10 protein-coding genes are annotated in these 17909 nt (G+C 61.1%); 3 read left to right on the top strand and 7 right to left on the bottom strand.

Annotated features, from left to right (window positions below; genetic code table 11):
* Positions 1–53: 53 nt before the first annotated feature.
* The 4 genes from ACVWYP_RS41465 to ACVWYP_RS41480 all read right to left on the bottom strand — a co-directional run bounded on the left by ACVWYP_RS41465 (position 54) and on the right by ACVWYP_RS41480 (position 4533).
* Positions 54–1649, bottom strand: a complete 1596-nt coding sequence (locus ACVWYP_RS41465; RefSeq protein ID WP_304497295.1) for a GMC family oxidoreductase — start codon at positions 1647–1649, stop codon at positions 54–56.
* Positions 1650–2010: 361 nt separating this feature from the next.
* Positions 2011–2412 (bottom strand): SPW repeat domain-containing protein, encoded by a 402-nt coding sequence (locus ACVWYP_RS41470; RefSeq protein WP_028341946.1) that lies wholly within the window; start codon positions 2410–2412, stop codon positions 2011–2013.
* Positions 2413–2611: 199 nt separating this feature from the next.
* Positions 2612–3502, bottom strand: coding sequence for a LysR family transcriptional regulator (locus ACVWYP_RS41475; RefSeq protein ID WP_028341945.1), 891 nt, complete (start codon positions 3500–3502; stop codon positions 2612–2614).
* A gap of 395 nt (positions 3503–3897) precedes the next feature.
* Positions 3898–4533: a response regulator transcription factor gene (locus tag ACVWYP_RS41480; RefSeq protein WP_028341944.1), complete on the bottom strand. Its 636-nt coding sequence runs from the start codon at positions 4531–4533 to the stop codon at positions 3898–3900.
* 222 nt (positions 4534–4755) lie between these two features.
* On the opposite strand from ACVWYP_RS41480, the gene ACVWYP_RS41485 reads away from it, so the two are divergent.
* A complete protein-coding gene (locus ACVWYP_RS41485; protein ID WP_304497296.1) occupies positions 4756–5148 on the top strand; it encodes a response regulator transcription factor in 393 nt (130 codons plus the stop codon).
* Here ACVWYP_RS41485 and ACVWYP_RS41490 read toward each other — a convergent pair.
* From ACVWYP_RS41490 to ACVWYP_RS41500, 3 genes are all read right to left on the bottom strand, one after another.
* Positions 5143–11028, bottom strand: a complete 5886-nt coding sequence (locus ACVWYP_RS41490; RefSeq protein ID WP_304497297.1) for an AAA family ATPase — start codon at positions 11026–11028, stop codon at positions 5143–5145. The genes ACVWYP_RS41485 and ACVWYP_RS41490 overlap by 6 nt on opposite strands.
* A 194-nt stretch (positions 11029–11222) precedes the next feature.
* Complete coding sequence (locus tag ACVWYP_RS41495) at positions 11223–14396, bottom strand: efflux RND transporter permease subunit (protein ID WP_304497298.1); 3174 nt, start codon at positions 14394–14396, stop codon at positions 11223–11225.
* Positions 14393–15526: an efflux RND transporter periplasmic adaptor subunit gene (locus ACVWYP_RS41500; RefSeq protein ID WP_304497299.1), complete on the bottom strand. Its 1134-nt coding sequence runs from the start codon at positions 15524–15526 to the stop codon at positions 14393–14395. The genes ACVWYP_RS41495 and ACVWYP_RS41500 overlap by 4 nt, the downstream gene beginning before the upstream one ends.
* A gap of 453 nt (positions 15527–15979) precedes the next feature.
* Here ACVWYP_RS41500 and ACVWYP_RS41505 point away from each other — a divergent pair, with 453 nt between their 5' ends.
* Complete coding sequence (locus tag ACVWYP_RS41505; RefSeq protein WP_304497300.1) at positions 15980–16489, top strand: OsmC family protein; 510 nt, start codon at positions 15980–15982, stop codon at positions 16487–16489.
* Positions 16490–16886: 397 nt separating this feature from the next.
* Positions 16887–17804: an NADP-dependent oxidoreductase gene (locus ACVWYP_RS41510; RefSeq protein WP_304500407.1), complete on the top strand. Its 918-nt coding sequence runs from the start codon at positions 16887–16889 to the stop codon at positions 17802–17804.
* The last annotated feature ends 105 nt before the right edge of the window (positions 17805–17909 follow it).

Genomic DNA, 17909 nt, shown 5'->3' on the forward strand with positions numbered 1-17909 from the left:
GGCATGGGCGGGAGGCTGGTACCGTCGGGGTCGCCGGCTTTCAACAGAGCTCGCTAGGCCCGCTTGAGATCGTCGACCAGCATCGCCGTGGCGTGGCGCGCAAGCGCCTGGGTCGGAGCGTTGGTATTGCCGCTGGTGATGTTCGGCATGATCGAGGCGTCTATCACCCGCAGGCCCTCGACCCCGCGGACCCTGAGCCTCGCGTCGACCACCGCTTTCTCATCCTGCCCCATCCGGCACGTGCCGACCGGATGCCACATCGTCGTCACGACACGCTTCACCCACTCGCCGATCTCCGCATCCGACTGGACCTGCGAGCCAGGATCCATCTCTTGCTCAATCACCGACGCCAGCGACTCCTGGGCCATTACCTCACGGATCGCGCGCACCGATTGCACCGCGGCCCTCAGATCCTCCTCCTCGCCGACGAAGTTCGGGTTGATGAGGGGCATCGACGTCGGGTCACTATCGGCCAGGCGCACCCAGCCACGGCTCTTGGGCTGAAGCACCACGAGTTCGAAAGTGACGCCCGAGCGGTCGCCGGTCGGGCCGAGTTGCTCGTTCAAGATGATAGGGGCGTGATAACATTGGATCGTGGGGTCGGCGGCGAAGTCCGACGGATTCCAATGGGTAACTGTCTCGATACCGTTGCCCGAGGCCGGGCCATCCTTGGTGATGAGATAGCGCAGGCCGGCCTTGACGGTGCCGAGCCCCTGCGCGGCGGCCTGATAGCCCAGATCGCCCTTCACATAGGCACGAACGGGCACCATCGGGTGATCGTGAAGATTTTCGCCCACTCCCGGAGCATCGACGATCACCGCAATGCCGTGCTGCTGCAGTTGCCTGGCTGGTCCAATACCCGAGTGCATGAGAATCTTCGGGCTATGGACGGCCCCGGCCGACAGCACGACCTCGCCGGCCGTGATCCTCTCGAGACCGTTGCCCTTCATCTCGACACCGACAGCCCGCTCGTTTTCGATAAGAATCCGAACGACGGTCGTGCTGGTGAGGAGAGTGACGCGGCCTGAGACGAGGTGCGGACGCAGATAGGCGTCGACTGCACTGCACCGGCGCTGATTTCCGACCGTCGACTGCACCGGCGAGACACCGATCTGGCTCTCGCCGTTATAATCGGGATTATAGGGAATCCCATACTCCTGGAAGGCCTTGAGGCAATATTGGTTCAGCTCGTTGATGCCCTTCGGCAACTGCACCGCCAGACCACCATTGATGCCGTGATATTCGTCGTGGAAGGTGTCGTTGCGCTCCTGTGCCATGAAGACGGGAAGCAGGTCTTCATACGACCATTTACCGGTGTCGCCGACTGCATCTTGCCACGCGGCGAAGTCGCGTATCTGGCCACGCACATAGCACATCGCGTTGATCGAGGAGCCCCCGCCTAGCACCCTGCCCGAGCGATATGCTCGGCTCTTGCCGTGCTGGGGAACTGTGTCGTATTTCCAGACATGCCGGTCGTGAACCAGTATATTGGCGAAGCCCGCCGGAATGTGGATGAACGGATCGCGATCCATCTCGCCCGCTTCGATCAGCGCGATCGACGCATCGGTGTGTTCGGCGAGATAACTCGCGACCACGCAGCCGGCCGCACCCGCGCCGACAATGACGATGTCATATCTCTCTTGGGACATCTGTGTCTTTCTCTTTCGCAACCATTTTTTCGTCCGATCAACGCCTATAATCGGCGCCACGCTATCGCGGCGCTGATCAAGAGATTGAGCTGGCCTTGCCTTTGGAGGGTGATCTTGCAACCTCGGCGAGGGAAATCACCTCTCGCCATGGAGTCGATAGACGGTCGTTATCGTCACCCGCCGTACTCCACGGACGTTAGAGGATCCGGCCGCACCGCTCGAAGGCTTGCACCGCGCAAGCCTTCCACCCATCGACGTTCAAAAGGATGATCCGGTCCATGCCTCTAACGCGCCCATTCGGGACGAACGCCAGCGGACGAAACTTAGCAATGTCTCGCCCTCGATTGCATCATTGGCGCCTTCAACCAGCGGCGCGCCTGCCGAACTCCGAATGCATCGCAACCGGCTTCTCGGGCGCGTTCAGGACTGAGGTCGTGATCAGGACGGCGGCGGCGAGAACCCAGTAGTACCAGGCGTCAAGCCCGGCGAATTCGAAGGCAAACGGAGCAATGACAAACACCACCCCAACGGCCCGATCGACCCAAAGGTGCAACCAGTAGGGAATAATGCGCACGAGCCCGGTCGGATGGTCGGTCAGCGCGGCCAGCAGCAGGGCGGCCGCACCGGCGACAACCGAGAGCCACATCGCGGCCGGCCCGCTCTGGCCGAGCTTCAGGACGAACGGTGCCGCGATCAAGGCGATCGCAACGGGGTAGTCGATCAGGTAGGCGTGGATGGACTTGGTGATGAAGCGGAACGACATCGGAGACTCCTGCTGACTTGATTGCTCGAGCCGATTCTTGCGACGCGGAGAGCGGATGTATCCAAGAGGACGGCTACGCCGTCCCGTGCAACAGTCACTCAGCTCGGTTAGACAACTAGTAAGCAGGGACGCCAATCATTAGAAATGCCGGGTCGTTATCATTTCCATTCCACTCGCCCGGCGCGACGGACCACGATCTTCACGCCGTCCGAACAACGGCCGACCAGTCGCGAAGCCGTGCGACCTTGACGAAAGCGTCCAGCGCCGGCGAGTAGCGGCGCCCCTGCACTGTCAACAGCCGCACCTCCCGCGAGACCAGATCGCCTTCGAGCGGGATCGTCCTGAGCGTCGCGAGACGCGGCATGTGCTCGGGCGCGATGATCACACCGAAGCCAGCGGCAGCCAGATGTTGCACGTGCAAGTCATTGCTTCCGGAGTGCCCAAGATGGAATGGCCCCTCAGGGAAATACGACTGTTGAATCTTCGGGGTGATGTCGCATCCGGCGCGTTCCAGCAAGACGGTCTCACGGAGGTCATCGATGCCGAGCGAGGAATGATTTGCAAGCTCGTGTGTCGGCGCGAGTACCGCGACATAGCGCTCTTCGAACAGTGACCAATCGTCGATGCGGGCAGGCATGTCCTGCACTTCCCCGACCATTGCGGCGCTGATATCCCCCTTGAGCAAGAGGTCGACGAGCTTCTCAGCGGCCTCCTCGCGCAGCTCGACGTGAAGTCCAGGCACGAACTTCGCTGTCTCCGCAATCGGATCGAGGACGAGCGATGCAGAGATCGATGGGGCGAGGCCGATCTTCAGTGGCGCGACCTCCTTGCGTTGGAACTCCTGTGCCCTGCGGCGCACCGCCTCTGCCGAGGCCAGAGTGCGCTCCAGCATTGGAAGGACTGCCTTTCCAAGGTCGGTCAGCTGCGTCAGCCGGCGTTCGCGGTAGATCAACTGGCCGCCGAGTTCCTGCTCCAGCTTCTGTATTCCCTTGGTCAGGGCGGGTTGCGCAACGTTGCACTGCTCGGCAGCGCGGGTGAAGTTGAGCGTGGATGCCACAGCGAGGAAGTAGCGAACTTGATGAAGCTCCACGGTTGATCTCCGTCAAGTTGATGGAACACGATTGCCGATCCCTATCCGGACTAAGAGTGCCGTAATGCACATCAAATCCCGGTTCGGGCTGCGCCGAGCGGCCGATAACTGGGCGCATTGTAAGCTCGCTTAGTTAGAAAGGCGGCTTTCCAACGAGAACCTTGTTGAGCGCAGTCTGGCAGCTTGAGGTACTGCGGTCGATTGCACGCAGGTATTGTGCGGTTCGCTTGTCGCCGCCCGTTTTAAGCGTTCGCTTAGAAGCGATCGCGCGACGTGTCCGTTAGCCGGATGGGCACGTGAGGGAGGGAATCAACGGCGCGGCAAAACGCGGCAGACACAATTTGCGATTAGACGGCTGCGCTCGCACAACAGAGCTGACGACATGCCCCTTGAGGTCAGGAGCTTTGCGGTTGCTGGTGTCTTACCTTGAGAAGGTCCGCCATTCGGCTGAGCTCGGGAAGCGAACGCGCCTTCATCTTTCGCATCAGATTCACGCGATGTACCTTTACCGTGGATTCGGTGATGCCGATATCGTTGGCAACCTGCTTGTTCAGGCGACCGGCCACGACGCCGAGCATGACTTCACGCTCGCGGGAGCTGAGCGTGCCGAAGCGATCCTTGAGCGCGGCCAATGCGCTATCACTCTCGCGACGGGCGCGATCGCGATCGAGGCCGGCTTGAATGGCATCAAGCAAGTCCTGATCACGAAATGGCTTTGTGAGGAACTCGATCGCGCCGCCCTTCATTGCTTGCACGGTCATCGGTACGTCCGCGTGCGCCGTAATGAAGATGATCGGCACCTGCCTGTTTGCGGTGACAAGATCACGTTGAAGCTCAAGACCGCTTCGCCCCGGCATTCTCACATCGAGCACCAGGCAAGTGGGACCGTCCGGCGGATCGGCCTTGAGAAAATCTGAAACAGACGAAAATTGTCGGGCAGATAAGCCGACTGTCCGCAACAGCCGCACGACCGAGTCGCGAAACTCGGGATCGTCATCGATAACCAAGACACTGGGATCTGCCTCACCCATTCTCGGTAATCCTGCGTTGAGGAAGCACATTTTCCCTATTTCCGGCGTCATTCTACGCCCGATCTGTCGCGATGAACAATATCCGTCGCCTAAGCGGATAGCCAAAAGCCTAGGCCATAGCTTAGGAACGGCGGCCTTGCGCTATCGGGGAATGTCCGTGACATTAACTTGCATGCTGCGAGGTGTCGCCGTGCCGGTCGGTGGACGTGCCTGGAACCCGCAATGTTGAACCGTACAGTGATATCTATCGTCGACGACGACCAGCCCTATCGTGAGTCGATGCGGAAGCTCATAATGTTTCTGGGCTACATTGTCGAAGCGTTCCCGTCGGCGGCCGAGTTCCTGGCATCGCCTGTCTTGGCTGAAACCGCCTGCCTGATCACCGACGTCAGCATGCCCGGAATGACCGGACTCGAGTTGCACAGGCATTTGGTCGATGCAGGGTACCAGATCCCGACAATCCTCGTTACCGCCTACCCCGATGAGGTCATCAGGCATCAGGCTCTTAAAGACGGGGTTGCTTGCTACCTCAGCAAGCCGGTGGACGACGACCATCTCGAGCGATGCCTTCGTTCGGCTCTGCAGCCGGGCCGGCCCATTGAAGACAATTCATGAGTCGTCGTCCGCAGGCAGAGTGAACCGAAATACGGCTCCACGAGGTTCGTTTGCTTCTACCCACAACTTGCCCCCATGAGCGTGGATGATAGATCGGCATATCGACAACCCCATCCCTGTTCCGCTGGACTTCGTGGTGTAAAAGGCGTCGAAGATCCGATCCAAATGCTGCGCATCAATGCCCGGCCCCGAATCCCGTACGGCCACGAGGACGCCTGTCGGATCCTGCTCTGTGCCGATCAACAGCTCCCTTGCTCCATCTGCAACCAAGCTGATCGCCTCGACCGCGTTGAGAATCAGATTCAGCAAGACTTGCTGCAGCTGAATGCGATCACCCAGAACTGGAGGCAGTCCATCCACAAGCCGGGTTTTGACTGAAACCTCATTCCGATGTGTCACGCTCTGCGCCAATATGAGCACTTCGTTGATGGCCGCGTTGAGGTCAAAACACTCCTTCCGCGTTGGCGCTTTCTTGACGTGATCACGCATCCGTCCGACGATGTCCCTGGCCCGGTCCACGTCCCGGACGACACAACCGAGTGCTTCCCTGACCTCCCCCAGGTTTGGTGGATTCATTTCCAGAAAACGCACCCCCGCACGAGCATTGTTGCGAGCGGTCGCAATCGGATGCAGAATTTCGTGAGACAGCGAAGCTGCCAATTCCCCCATCATGCTCACGCGGTTGATGTGGGCGAAATCCAGCTCGAGCTGGCGCAGCTTTTCACGTTCCTCCTGTGCCAGCTTTCGTTCAGTCACATCGACGGTTGTGCTGATAACCTCAGCCAGCGTACCCCGGGGGGAAAACACGTGATAGCTGGTTCCTTCGACCCATTTGATCGTCCCATCCGGCAGGAGGAGTCTGAACTCGGTAATCAAATCTTTCTTCTGGTGCACGGCCCCCTGGACCGCGGCCCACACTCTGTCGCGGTCCTCCGGGTGAATGCGTTCCCACATACTTTGCCGGCTTGGAAGTCCTTGCAGCGGATCAAACCCCCAAATCCTGTAACTCTCATCCGACCAGTAGAGATAACGCATCGCTGTCGCGTCGTAGATCCAATTTCCGGTGCGGCTTAGCCTTTGTGCTTGGCTCAGCGCTTCCTCGGCCCGCTTGCGCTCCGTCAAGTCGAGTACGAATGCAAGGCCTTCGTCGCCTCCCTCCTTGAACAAAGCGGCGCCAATAAGCACGGGCACACGGCTGCCGTCTTTCCGAATATACTCCTTTTCGAAAGGCTGAACTCTCCCGGTCGAGCTCAGTTCTGCTTGAGTCAGCATGTCGCGCTCGCGCCATTCGGGCGGGGACAGCTCGGTCCAGCGCATACGGCCCGAAACCAAATCCTCGCGGTCATATCCCAAAATGCGTAGAAACGCGTCATTGGCTTCAAGAATTTGGCCTTCGCCGTCGGCGATGATGATTCCGATGATGTTGGCGTCGACCAAACGCCGAATCTTACCTTCGCGATCTGCGACGTCGCGATAGAGCCGCGAATTTTCCAGCGAGATCGCCGCCTGCGACGCGAGAACTTTCAGCACCGCGACGCGATCGGGTGTGAAGACGTAGGCCGCCAGGTTGTTCTCGAGGTAGAGCAAACCAGCAAGCGTGCCTTGTTTGAGCAACGGCAGGCAGAGAATTGAACGGGCGTGATGCTGATGAATGTACTTATCGGCAGAAAACGAGCTCGGAGCTGCAGCATCCTTGAGAAGAACGCTCTCTTTCGTCCGGATCACGTAGTGTAGGATGGACTCCGGCAGATCCGCGGCGGTTACAGTCGCTCGTCGCTGACCGACGGTCACCTTATTATTGCTGGTCGTAACTTCCGCCTCAATCCGATAGACATCACCTACCGCCAGAATCAACAGCCCTCGTTCGGCACCCGCGTGCTCAATCGCCGTACGCATAAGTGTGTCGACAAGTTTGTCTAGAACGATCTCGCCCGACACCGCTTGCGAGACTTTGATAACGGTAGCTAGATCCAGCTGTTCAACAGATGCTCCGATCGTGCTGGTGGATCCGGCAATCGGCTTCTCCTCTCCTAGGTGCGGATACAACTCGTCGAGTTGGCGTACCTTGCCGTCGGCTCCCCATCGGATGTACGCGGACCGCGCATCTTGCAGATAGGCATTCGCGATCTTCCTGAAGCCGCGTGCGGCATAAAAGCGTGCAGCGACCTCGTTGGCGAGCGCCTCGTTGTGAACAAAACCATGCGTGTGTGCCGAGTGGATAGCATGTTCGTAAAGATGCTCGGCATCAAGCGCACGACCCTCGATCCTGGCGACCTCAGCCCCGACGAGTGCGGTGCGATTCTCGAAGTTGTCCGGGCAAGCCGTCGCCCAGACCTCGAGCTGCCGGTGATGCACGGCGAGTGCCCTGACATGCTCCTGGCATCGGTCGGCCGCCGCGGGCTCGCAGAATGCAGCTCTGGAGAGCGCACTATAAAAGTGGTATTCCGCGCATTCGAAAAAGGACGCCGATGTCGGCTGCAGCTGTTGCGCCCTCAATGACGCCTCGAGGGCGCCGGCATAGTCGCCGGCAAAGAAGCGTGCCTGCAGCTTGCGGGTCCAATACGAGCCCGCTGCCAACGCAAGATCCGGGTTCCTACAGAAGCGAGACTCCAGCAGACGTTCGTCAAACTGACCGTCGTCAAAGCGACCGAAAATCGGCGTCAAGCCGCGGAGTGTCCGAATCAGCCCAAGCTGACCGGCGATTGAATCAACCGCAAAACCAAACCGCATGCTGCGCGCGAAGGTGAGACCATGCTCAACCTCGATTTGCACGTCATCGAGCGGATCGCCCGCCGCGAGAAGATACGTGTTCAGGTGGGTGTAGTAATATGCGGCAAAAGTCAGGTCGCCGATCTGGTTTGCGGTCTCGAACGCATGCCGCAGCAGATCACGGCCTTCCTGGACATGTCTCGTCCAGAACATGAGCAGATATCCAAAGTTCAAATAGGTCCTGGCCTGAAAGCGCCTTAACCCCCGCCGTTCGACCAGTTCATAGCCGAGACGGCCGAATCGAAGTCCCGCCTGATAGTCGCCGAATTCCGGTCCAGCAAGCCTGCCAAGCACCGCATAGGCGTAGCACGAGCCGTCGCAATTACCGCCCTCGAGACTAAGATTGACCGCCCGACAGATGACCATCGAACGCAACTTCGCATCAGTATAATGGGCAGGCGGCCCGAGCTTCGTCAGGACATCGAGGGTCGCGAGCGAGGTGGCATTGCTCATAAACGGCTGATCAATAAGACTTTCTATTGTGCGGCAGCCGAGTTGCGACCAGATCCGCTGATACTCGCGCCGAGCCTCGTCTTCCGTCGGGTGCGGCGACCAGTCGATGCCGAGGTGACGGAGATAGTCGAGACCGACTGCGATCGCACGGCTGCCCTGGTCCAGTGTCGTGTAAAGATCCACCTGCAGGCACGTGACGCGGGCTCGTTCGATCGTCGTTGCGGCTCGGATTGACAGCGCCGCCAGCCGCTGCTCTGCCTCCGCCAGTGCACCAGTGAGGCACTCACATTCGGCCCGGTGCAGCTCGAGCTCAAAGATCAGGTCGCGACGGCGTTCCCAAGAGCCCGTAGGCAACAGGGCCGCGCCGGAGAGCAGATAGTTCAGCGCCGAGGTATACGCCGTCGAGGTCTTGGCGCGTCTACCTGCAATGAAATTCAACTCGGCGACCCGCTCAAGCTCCTCAATTGACGTGATAAGACGCGAGCCGCGGTTGAGCTGATTGACGATTTCGAAAATCGTCTCCTCCAGCTGTTCTGGAGGGGTTCGCGCTGCGAGCAGCATCCCTATTCGGAGGTGGGTTTCGGCGCGAGATTCTTCCGGAATCAAGGAGTAGGCCGCTTCATGAACACGGTCGTGCAGAAACGTGTAGGAACTGTCCGAACGAAAGATCAGCCCTGCTCGCACCGCTTCCCAAAGCTGGCCATGCATCTCCTCCTCGGAGCTCTGGTAGATGATCCGCAACATGGCGAACCCTGCGTCATTGCCCAGGCAGGCGAGCTTCTGCAACGCGTTCCGGGATTCGGCAGACAGGCGATTCAGCTTCCCAACCATTAGGTCCACGACATTGTCGGTGTAACCCTTGGCGTGAATGCGATTCAGGTCCCAACACCATCGTGCCTCGCCATAATCGAAAGTGAGCAATGCTTCGTCAACGAGCGCCGAAATGAACTGAATAGCAAAAAGCGGATTGCCGGTTGTCTTTTCGTGAATCAGCCGTGCCAGCGGCGCGATTCTCTCGGGTTCGCTGTGAACGCAATCCGCAATGAGTTGTCTGAGGTCTCCACCGGTTAGGGGGGCCAATTCGATGTCTTGCAATCGCGCTCCAGCCTGGCGCATCGCTTCGAGCTTGCGCATCAGCGGGTGGACGAGATCGACTTCGTTGCTGCGGTAAGCGCCAATCAACAACAGATTCCGCACATCCGGCCGGCTCAACAGATCGTCGAGCAAATCGAGCGTTGCTGCATCGAGCCACTGGAGATCGTCGAGGAACAGGGCGAGCGGGTGTTCCGGCCGCGCGAACACGCTGATGAATCGCCGGAACACCAGCTGAAAGCGGCCCTGCACATCCTGCGGCGACAATTCGGGGACCGGTGGCTGCTCGCCGATGATGTGCTTCAATTCCGGGACGAGATCAACAATGAGCCGGCCGTTCGGTTCGAGCGCCTTGAGCAGTGCCTCCCGCCATTGCCGCAGTTCCGCTTCGGTCTTGCTCAGCAGCGGGCGGATCAGGCTCTGGAAGGCCTGTGCAAGTGTGGCATAAGGAATGTCGCGCTTGTACTGGTCAAACTTGCCCGATGCAAAAAGGCCACGAAGCGAAACGAGCCGCTTCTGAAGCTCGTTGACGACTGTGGATTTGCCGACGCCAGAGTATCCGGAAACCAACATCAACTCCGGCCTGCCGCCGGCGGCGATACGATGGAAGGAAGCAAGCAGGGTATCGATCTCGGCAGTCCGACCATACAGTTTCTCGGGAATCAGCAGCCGGTCCGGAGTGTCGTGCTCCCCGAGCGGGAATTCGTTGATGTCGCGTCGGCCTTCCCATTCAGCTAGGCAACGCCGTAGATCGCTCTCGGCGCCGGCAGCTGTCTGGTAACGCTCCTCAGCCGTCTTGGCGAGCAGCGTCATAATGATCGTGGAGACGATGCCTGGGAGATTCGTTGACCACTCGCTGGGAGGCGCTGGTGATCTTGCAATATGGCAGTGCACCCACTCCATCGGGGCGGCCGCTGTGAAGGGCAGGACACCCGTGAGCATCTGATACAGCGTGACGCCGAGGGCGTAGAGATCGCTGCGGGTATCGACCGAGCGGTTCATCCGCCCGGTTTGTTCAGGCGCCATGTAGGCAAGCGTACCGGCGATGGTCTCGGGCGGTTCGGGAGCCTGCCGCTCGCGGGACAGGCGCGATGCGATACCAAACCCGGTGAGCCGCACCTCTCCATCTGCGCAGTCCACCATGATATTGGCTGGCTTGATGTCTTTGTGAATAAGCCCGCGCTGATGAAGCTTTCCCAGAGCCGAAGTGATAGCGACAGCCAGCCGCAAAAAGCGCCCTACATCCATGGGCGCACCGAGCAGATGGTCGAGCGGCACGCCGCCCGGATCATCGATCACCAACACGGTCCGACCGGCGTCACGTATGAGGCCGAGCGGCCGTGCCGCCCATGCGCTATCGAGCTCATCCTTCAGCTCGTATTCGTGCGTGAGGCGATCGAGCCTTGAGCGCGACGGTTGGTCGGCGGCAGGAGCAACGAGCAGAACGGCGAGCCGGTTGCCATTGTCATCCAGTCGCCAGCCTCGGCTGAACACGCGCTCGCCGTCCGCCCACAACACCTGAGAGCTACCATGCGAGTACGCGACGTTCAGCAACTGCTGCACCATCTGTCAGATCCCGGCGTCGGGCTTCAGCTTGAAGTCGGCTAATCAAGCTCTCCGCGCAGCACGCACGCGGCCACTCGAGAAAGCGTACTCCATCGGTCCGGAAAAGCCAGTCGCCCCTCGGTCTTGCGGCTGGCAGGGTGGCACACGCGGACCAATAACCGCATGCCCGCTGACGCAGGGGAACCCGGGGCGGTTCACTCGGCTGCAGCCGCGGTCGTCTGATCCTTCTTGCCCTCGTTCTTTCCTTCCGCAAGGTTGCGCACCACCATGTAGAAGATCGGCGTGAAGATCAGGCCGAACAGCGTGACACCGAGCATCCCGAAGAACACGGCGACGCCGACCGCCTGACGCATCTCGGAACCCGAGCCGGTCGACACCACCAACGGCAGCACGCCGAGGATGAAGGCGAACGAGGTCATCAGGATCGGCCGCAGGCGGAGCCGGCAGGCCTCGATCACCGCGTCCAGCCGCGGCCGGCCCTCGAGCTCGATGTCGCGCGCGAATTCGACGATCAGGATCGCGTTCTTGGCCGCAAGCCCCACCAGCACCACGAAGCCGATCTGGGTCAGGATGTTGACGTCCTGGCCCATGATGCGCACGCCGATGGTGGCCGCGAACAGGCACATCGGCACGATCAGGATCACCGCGAACGGCAGCGTCCAGCTACCGTATTGAGCGGCCAGCACCAGATAGACGAAAAGCACGCAGATCGGGAACACGTAGAGGCCGGCATTGCCGCTCGTCACCTGCTGATAGGACAGATCGGTCCATTCGAAGGAGAAGCCCGACGGCAAGGTCTGGTCGGCGAGTTGCTCGATGGTGTTGAGCGCCGTCGTCGAGCTCACCCCCGGCGCCGGCTCGCCCTGCAACTCGGACGCCGAATAGAGATTGTAACGCGCGACACGGTCGGGTCCCGAGACGTCCTTGAAGTCGACGATGCTACCGAGCATCACCATGTCGCCGGCGGCATTGCGGGTACGCAACCGGGCAAGATCGGGGCTGTCCTTCCGGAACGGCAGGTCGGCCTGCGCGGTGACATGATAGGTGCGGCCGAACAGGTTGAAGTCGTTGACGTAGGTGGAGCCGAAATAGGTCTGGATCGTGTCGTTGATGTTGGCGATCGGAACGCCGAGCTTCTGCGCCTTGACGCGATCGATGTCGACGAACAGCTGCGGCGTGTTAGCCGAGAACGGCGAGAACACCGAGGTCAGGTTCGGCGACTTGCGCGCGGCCTGTACCAGTTCGTCGGTCGCGGCGGCCAGCAGTTCCGGCCCGCGTCCCTGCCGATCCTGAATGCGGATGGTGAAGCCGCCGCCGGTGCCGATGCCCGGCACCGCGGGCGGCGGAATAACGATGATGAAGGCGCCCTGGATTACCGACAGCCGCTTGCGAAGGTCGGCTGTGATCGCGTCGGCCGACAATCCCTTCTTCTGCCGTACTTCCGGCTCGTCGAACACCGGGAACAAGGCCGCGGCATTGCCGGCCTGCGTGCGCGTCGCGCCGGAGAACCCGCTAAATGCGCCAACGCGCACGATACCTGGCGTGTCCAGCGCAATCCGCTCGATCTCGCGCACCACCGCCGTGGTCCGCGCCAGCGACGCCGCGCCCGGCAGCTGCGCCGAGATGATGAGGTAACCGCGATCTTGCGCCGGGATGAAGCCCTGCGAGGTGGTCGCGAGCAGCCAGCCGGCGCTGCCGATCAACACCAGGTAGATCGCAAGCATCACCACCGTGTGCCGGATCACGAAGTCGGCGACACCAGCATAGCCTTGCGCCAGGCGGTCGAATACGCGGTTGAACAGCGCGGTGAAGCTGTCCCAGCCGCGCGCGATGATGTTCCAGCGCGCCGGCGGCTGCTTTTCCCCGTGCTGCACGAGGATCTGCGAGGCCAGCGCCGGCGACAGCGTCAGCGAGCAGAAGCAGGAAATTGCGGTCGCAACCGCAATCGTCACCGCGAATTGCTGGAAGAACTGTCCGGAGATACCGCCGAGGAAGGCGGTGGGCACGAACACCGCACACAGCACCAGCGCGATCGAGACCAGCGCGCCGCCAACCTCCCCCATGGTCTTGAGCGCAGCATCGCGCCTGGACATGCCGTGCTCGAGATGGCGCTCAACATTCTCGACCACCACGATGGCGTCGTCAACCACGATGCCGACCGCGAGCACGAGGCCGAACAGCGTCAGATTGTTGATCGAGAATCCGAGCACGGACATCACCGCAAAGGTGCCGACCAACGACACCGGGATCGCAATGATCGGGATGATCGCAGGCCGCCATCCCTGCAGGAACACCAGCACCACGATGACGACCAGCGCCATCGCCTCATAGACCGTCTTGATCAACTCATGGACCGATTGGGCGATGAATTCGGTCGGGTTGTAGCCGATATTGTAGTCGAGCCCCTTCGGAAAACTCTCCTTCAGCTTCGCCATCGTGTTCGAGATCGCTTTCGCTGTATCGAGCGCGTTGGATCCGGGCCGTTGCGTCACCACCATTGCGACGGCCGACTTGCGCAATATGCGGCTGCTGGTGGCGTAAGACAGGGCGCCGAGCTCGACGCGGGCAACGTCGCGCAGCCGCACAATGCGGCCGTCGGAGCCGGCCTTCACCACGATGTCCTCGAACTGCCTGATGTCCTTGAGGCGGCCGGTGAATACGAGATTGGGCTGGAACGCGCGATCGGCGATCGGCGGCTCGGCGATCTGGCCGCCGGCGATCTGCAGGTTCTGCGCCCGGATCGCAGCCAGCACCTCGGTCGAAGTCAGGCCGAGATTCGCAATCCTGTCAGGATCGAACCATAGCCGCATCGAATAGTCGCGCGCACCGAACATCTGAATGTCGCCGACGCCGTCGAGCCGCAAGAGCTGATCGCGGACCTGGAGCAACGTGTAGTTCGAGATGTAGAGCTGGTCGAAACTGTCGTCGGGTGACAACACGAACACGGCCATCAGGATGTCGGGCGAGTTCTTTCGGGTGACGACGCCGTTGCGCTGCACTTCTTCAGGCAAGCGCGGTTGCGCGATCGCGACGCGGTTCTGCACCAGCACCTGCGCCTTGTCGAGATCGGTGCCAAGCTTGAAGGTGACGGTGATGGTGAGCTGGCCATTCGAAGTTGCCTGGCTGTAGAGATACAGCATGTCCTCGACGCCGTTGATCTCCTGCTCGATCGGCGCGGCGACGGTATCGGACACGGTCTGCGCCGAGGCGCCCGGATACTGCGTCGTAACCGTGACGGTCGGCGGCACCGCCTGCGGATATTCCGAGACCGGCAGCGTTTGATAGGCAATCGCGCCGACGATCAGGAGGACGATTGACAGCACCATCGCGAGGATGGGCTGGTTGACGGAGAGCTTTCCGAGATTCATGGCTTCGCACCTGCCGCCGGCTTGGCATCCGCCGGAACCGGCGTCATTTTGGGCGTCACCTTGGCGCCGACGCGGGCGCGTTGCAGCCCGTCCACGATCACGTGATCCTCCGGCTTGAGGCCTTCGCGGATCACGCGCAGGCCTTCATCCAGCGGCCCGAGCGTGACCGCGCGGGCTTCCACCGTATTGTCGTCCTTGACCACGAACACGATCTTGCGCGACTGGTCGGTGGCGACAGCGGTATCCGGGATCAGCAGCGCCTCATAGGGCGAGGAGCCGATCAGGCGGACGCGGCCGAACTGACCGGGCAGGATCGAGAGATCCTTGTTCGGAATGATCGCGCGGCTGCGCAGCGTTGCGGTGGAGACGTCGAGCCGGTTGTCGAGGAAGTCCATCTTGCCTTCATGCGAGGGCTTGGTCTCGCCGGTCAGCGTCACCTGCACCGGGTTCGCGGTATCGCGCGAGCTCGGCCGCCGGCCCTCGAACCACAGCTTGCTGTTACGCTGATAGGTCGCCTCGTCGACGTCGAAATAGATGTAGATCGGATCGAGCGACACGATGGAGGTCAACAGCGTCGCGCCGCCCTCGCTGCCCTGTACGAGATTGCCCGGGGTGACCAGATGCCGGCTGACGCGGCCGGTGATCGGCGCCAGCACATGGCTGAATTCGACGTTGAGCTGCGCGGCCTTCAACGTGCCCTCCGCCTGCGTCTCGGCAGCATGAGCCGCCTGCAACGCCTGACGGCGCTGGTCGACAACCTGTTCGGAGACCGCGCTGGTCTGGACCAGGGTCAGCCCACGCTCGAGTTCACGCTTGGCAAGGTCTACCTTTGCCCGTGCGTCGTCGAGTTGACCTTGGGCCTGCAACGCGACCGCCTCGAACGGACGCGGGTCGATGACGTAGAGCAGATCGCCGGCCTTGACGATTGCGCCGTCCTTGAACTCGACGCTGTTGACAAAGCCGCCGACGCGGGCGCGGACCTGGACCTCCTCGATCGCCTCGAAGCGGCCGGTGAACTCGTCCCAATCGGTAACGGTGCGCTTAACCGGCTGCGCGACCGTGACGGGCGGCGGCGCGGCCCCTTGCGACTGCGCCTTGTCGCAGCCAACGATCGCCAACACAACCAGCATAACGATCACCGCAGCGCCACATCGCAGAAGGCGACGAAACGAACTGCGATTGAGCCGGGTCGCCGGAGCCCGGTGCTCCGTTATGTCAATCGTATTCACTTCTCTCTCTCCAAGCACTTTGGCGAGCCGATCGCGAAACCGCGAGTTCGGCACGACGATGCCTGGAGATTGACGCTGCAACGTCGGCCAGGGAAATCATCTCTCGCCATGGAGTCGATAAACGATCGTTATTGCCGCGCGCCGTGCCGCCGTAGCGAGGATGACGAAAGCCGAATGGCACTCGAAGCCAACGTTGTTGCTCGATGTCGACTTCACGGCGCATTCCTACCGATTATCGATACGATAGCTTTACCTGAATGGTCACCGATCTTAATTGCCAGGCGTGCCGCTCAGGCGCTTGCGACGGTTCGTGACGCCGCTTCGCATGAGCGCTAAACACAGTGGAAGGACGCTATGACGCCCCAGGACAAAGCATCCAAGCGCCGCGAGGTTTTCGTCGCGAGCGACCCCGCCAATCATGGCACGCTGGTCGGTCAGGTAGATGGATCTCAGTTTCCCATCGGCGGCCCGGATGGAATCGGCCACGTTTCTCCCGGTCCCAATCCTTACGACCTTCTCAGCACCTCTCTCGCTGCCTGCACCGCCATGACTGTTCGTTTTCACGCCCGACGTCGAAAACTGCCGTTGGTGCGGGTAGAAGTCGGTGTCAGCTTCCACCATGGTGCAAAGGGCGAACGAGATTCGTTCGAACGCACGCTCGTGCTGGAGGGCGAACTCGACGCCCAACAACGCGCCTTCTTGCTGGAGGCCGCGAACCTCTGCCCTATTGGCGAACTTCTCGGCATTAGCGCGGATATTCACACACGCCCGGACGCCGCAACGTCCAGCCACGACACAAGCACCCAGGCCAGCTATGAAGATGATCTGGCTGAGCTCCACATCCCCTATATCGAAGCGGATTGAGCGCTTCGCCTGCCCGCGACCACCGCGCCAGGAGCACCGGCGGCATTGCTCGTTTCGACTCCACAACTACTAGCGGTCGGCCGTCTCAGCGGCGAGACGGCGGCAGAGTCTTCTTACTCCGCGCGCAACCAAAACCCTTAATGAACGCGTAAGCCGACAGAGCCTGCGTTCCTGCGCGCGTTACGGTTCTCGCGTCCTCAGTGACCAGAAATCAACCCCGCGGGCATTCGCTCTGTTCACTGCTGCGCCGTGGTGCCTTTCATTCTGGCGCGGCGTGTCGATGGCATCGATTCCATAGCCACACGTCATTGGACCATCGACTTTCGCGGTCGTATTTCTTGCTCCTCTACAACTGAATTCAGAAGATGGCGGCATACCACACGCAGAGGAGTGGATGATGAAAGCAATCGTCGTAACGGACCAGGCAGCGGGGACCGGTGGAATGAGGCTCGTGGAGCGGTCCGAGCCGCGGGCCGCCATCAACGACGTTATCGTTCAGGTTCATGCATCGGGATTCGTCCCGACCGAGCTAACGTGGCCCTCGACGTGGACCGATCGCCTCGACCACAGCCGAACACCGTCGATTCCGGGGCACGAGCTGGCCGGTGTGGTCACCGCTCTCGGCTACGGCACGACGGGGCTGTCGGTGGGGCAGCGAGTGTTCGGGCTTTCCGATTGGTATCGCGACGGCTCCCTGGCGGAGTACGTGGCTATGGAGGCACGTAACCTCGCGCCTCTGCCGGGGGACATCGAATTCACGGCGGGCGCGAGTCTGCCAATTTCAGGCCTCACCGCATGGCAGGGACTATTTGTGCACGGCCGCCTTCAGGCTGGGCAGAGCGTCCTCGTGCACGGCGCAGCCGGTGCAGTCGGATCGATGGTGAGTCAACTCGCAAGATTGTCTGGCGCCTACGTCATCGGCACCGGGCGTGCCGCCGATCGTCAGAACGCCCTAGACTTCGGCGCGCAGGAGTTCCTGGATCTCGAGAACGACACCCTTGAAGACGTCAATGGAATCGATCTGGTGTTCGATGTTATCGGCGGCGACATCGGGAGGCGCTCCGCATGTCTGATTCGAACCGGTGGAACGCTGGTGTCCATCGTCGGACCGAGCGAAGTACGACCCGTTGACGGCCTAGCCGTCGACTTCGTTGTTGAGTCCGATCGTGCCCAACTGGGAGAGATTGTCCAGCGAGTGCGGGACGGGCGACTGCGGACCAACATCGGCAGCATCGCGGCTCTCGACGACGCTGTCGCCGCCTTCAATCCGACGAAGCGGATCAGCGGCAAGACGATCATTCGCGCTCGTCCGTGAGCAACATCTACTCGATGCACGCTTCCGGCCGGCCGCGTCCTATCAGACGTGCCGGAGGCAGCCGGCGATCTACCCTGCCCCTCGGCAAGAGACGTCGACCGGGAT

This window comes from Bradyrhizobium sp. USDA 3262 (genome assembly GCF_054060035.1).

What these genes read in the sequence shown, in the direction of transcription:
- ACVWYP_RS41465 (WP_304497295.1), bottom strand. Translation starts at nt 1,649, where the DNA reads ATGTCCCAAGAGAGATATGACATCGTCATTGTCGGCGCGGGTGCGGCC.
- ACVWYP_RS41470 (WP_028341946.1), bottom strand. Translation starts at nt 2,412, where the DNA reads ATGTCGTTCCGCTTCATCACCAAGTCCATCCACGCCTACCTGATCGAC.
- ACVWYP_RS41480 (WP_028341944.1), bottom strand. Translation starts at nt 4,533, where the DNA reads ATGGGTGAGGCAGATCCCAGTGTCTTGGTTATCGATGACGATCCCGAG.
- ACVWYP_RS41490 (WP_304497297.1), bottom strand. Translation starts at nt 11,028, where the DNA reads ATGGTGCAGCAGTTGCTGAACGTCGCGTACTCGCATGGTAGCTCTCAG.
- ACVWYP_RS41510 (WP_304500407.1), top strand. Translation starts at nt 16,887, where the DNA reads ATGAAAGCAATCGTCGTAACGGACCAGGCAGCGGGGACCGGTGGAATG.
- ACVWYP_RS41495 (WP_304497298.1), bottom strand. Translation starts at nt 14,396, where the DNA reads ATGAATCTCGGAAAGCTCTCCGTCAACCAGCCCATCCTCGCGATGGTG.
- ACVWYP_RS41500 (WP_304497299.1), bottom strand. Translation starts at nt 15,526, where the DNA reads ATGCTGGTTGTGTTGGCGATCGTTGGCTGCGACAAGGCGCAGTCGCAA.
- ACVWYP_RS41505 (WP_304497300.1), top strand. Translation starts at nt 15,980, where the DNA reads ATGACGCCCCAGGACAAAGCATCCAAGCGCCGCGAGGTTTTCGTCGCG.
- ACVWYP_RS41485 (WP_304497296.1), top strand. Translation starts at nt 4,756, where the DNA reads ATGTTGAACCGTACAGTGATATCTATCGTCGACGACGACCAGCCCTAT.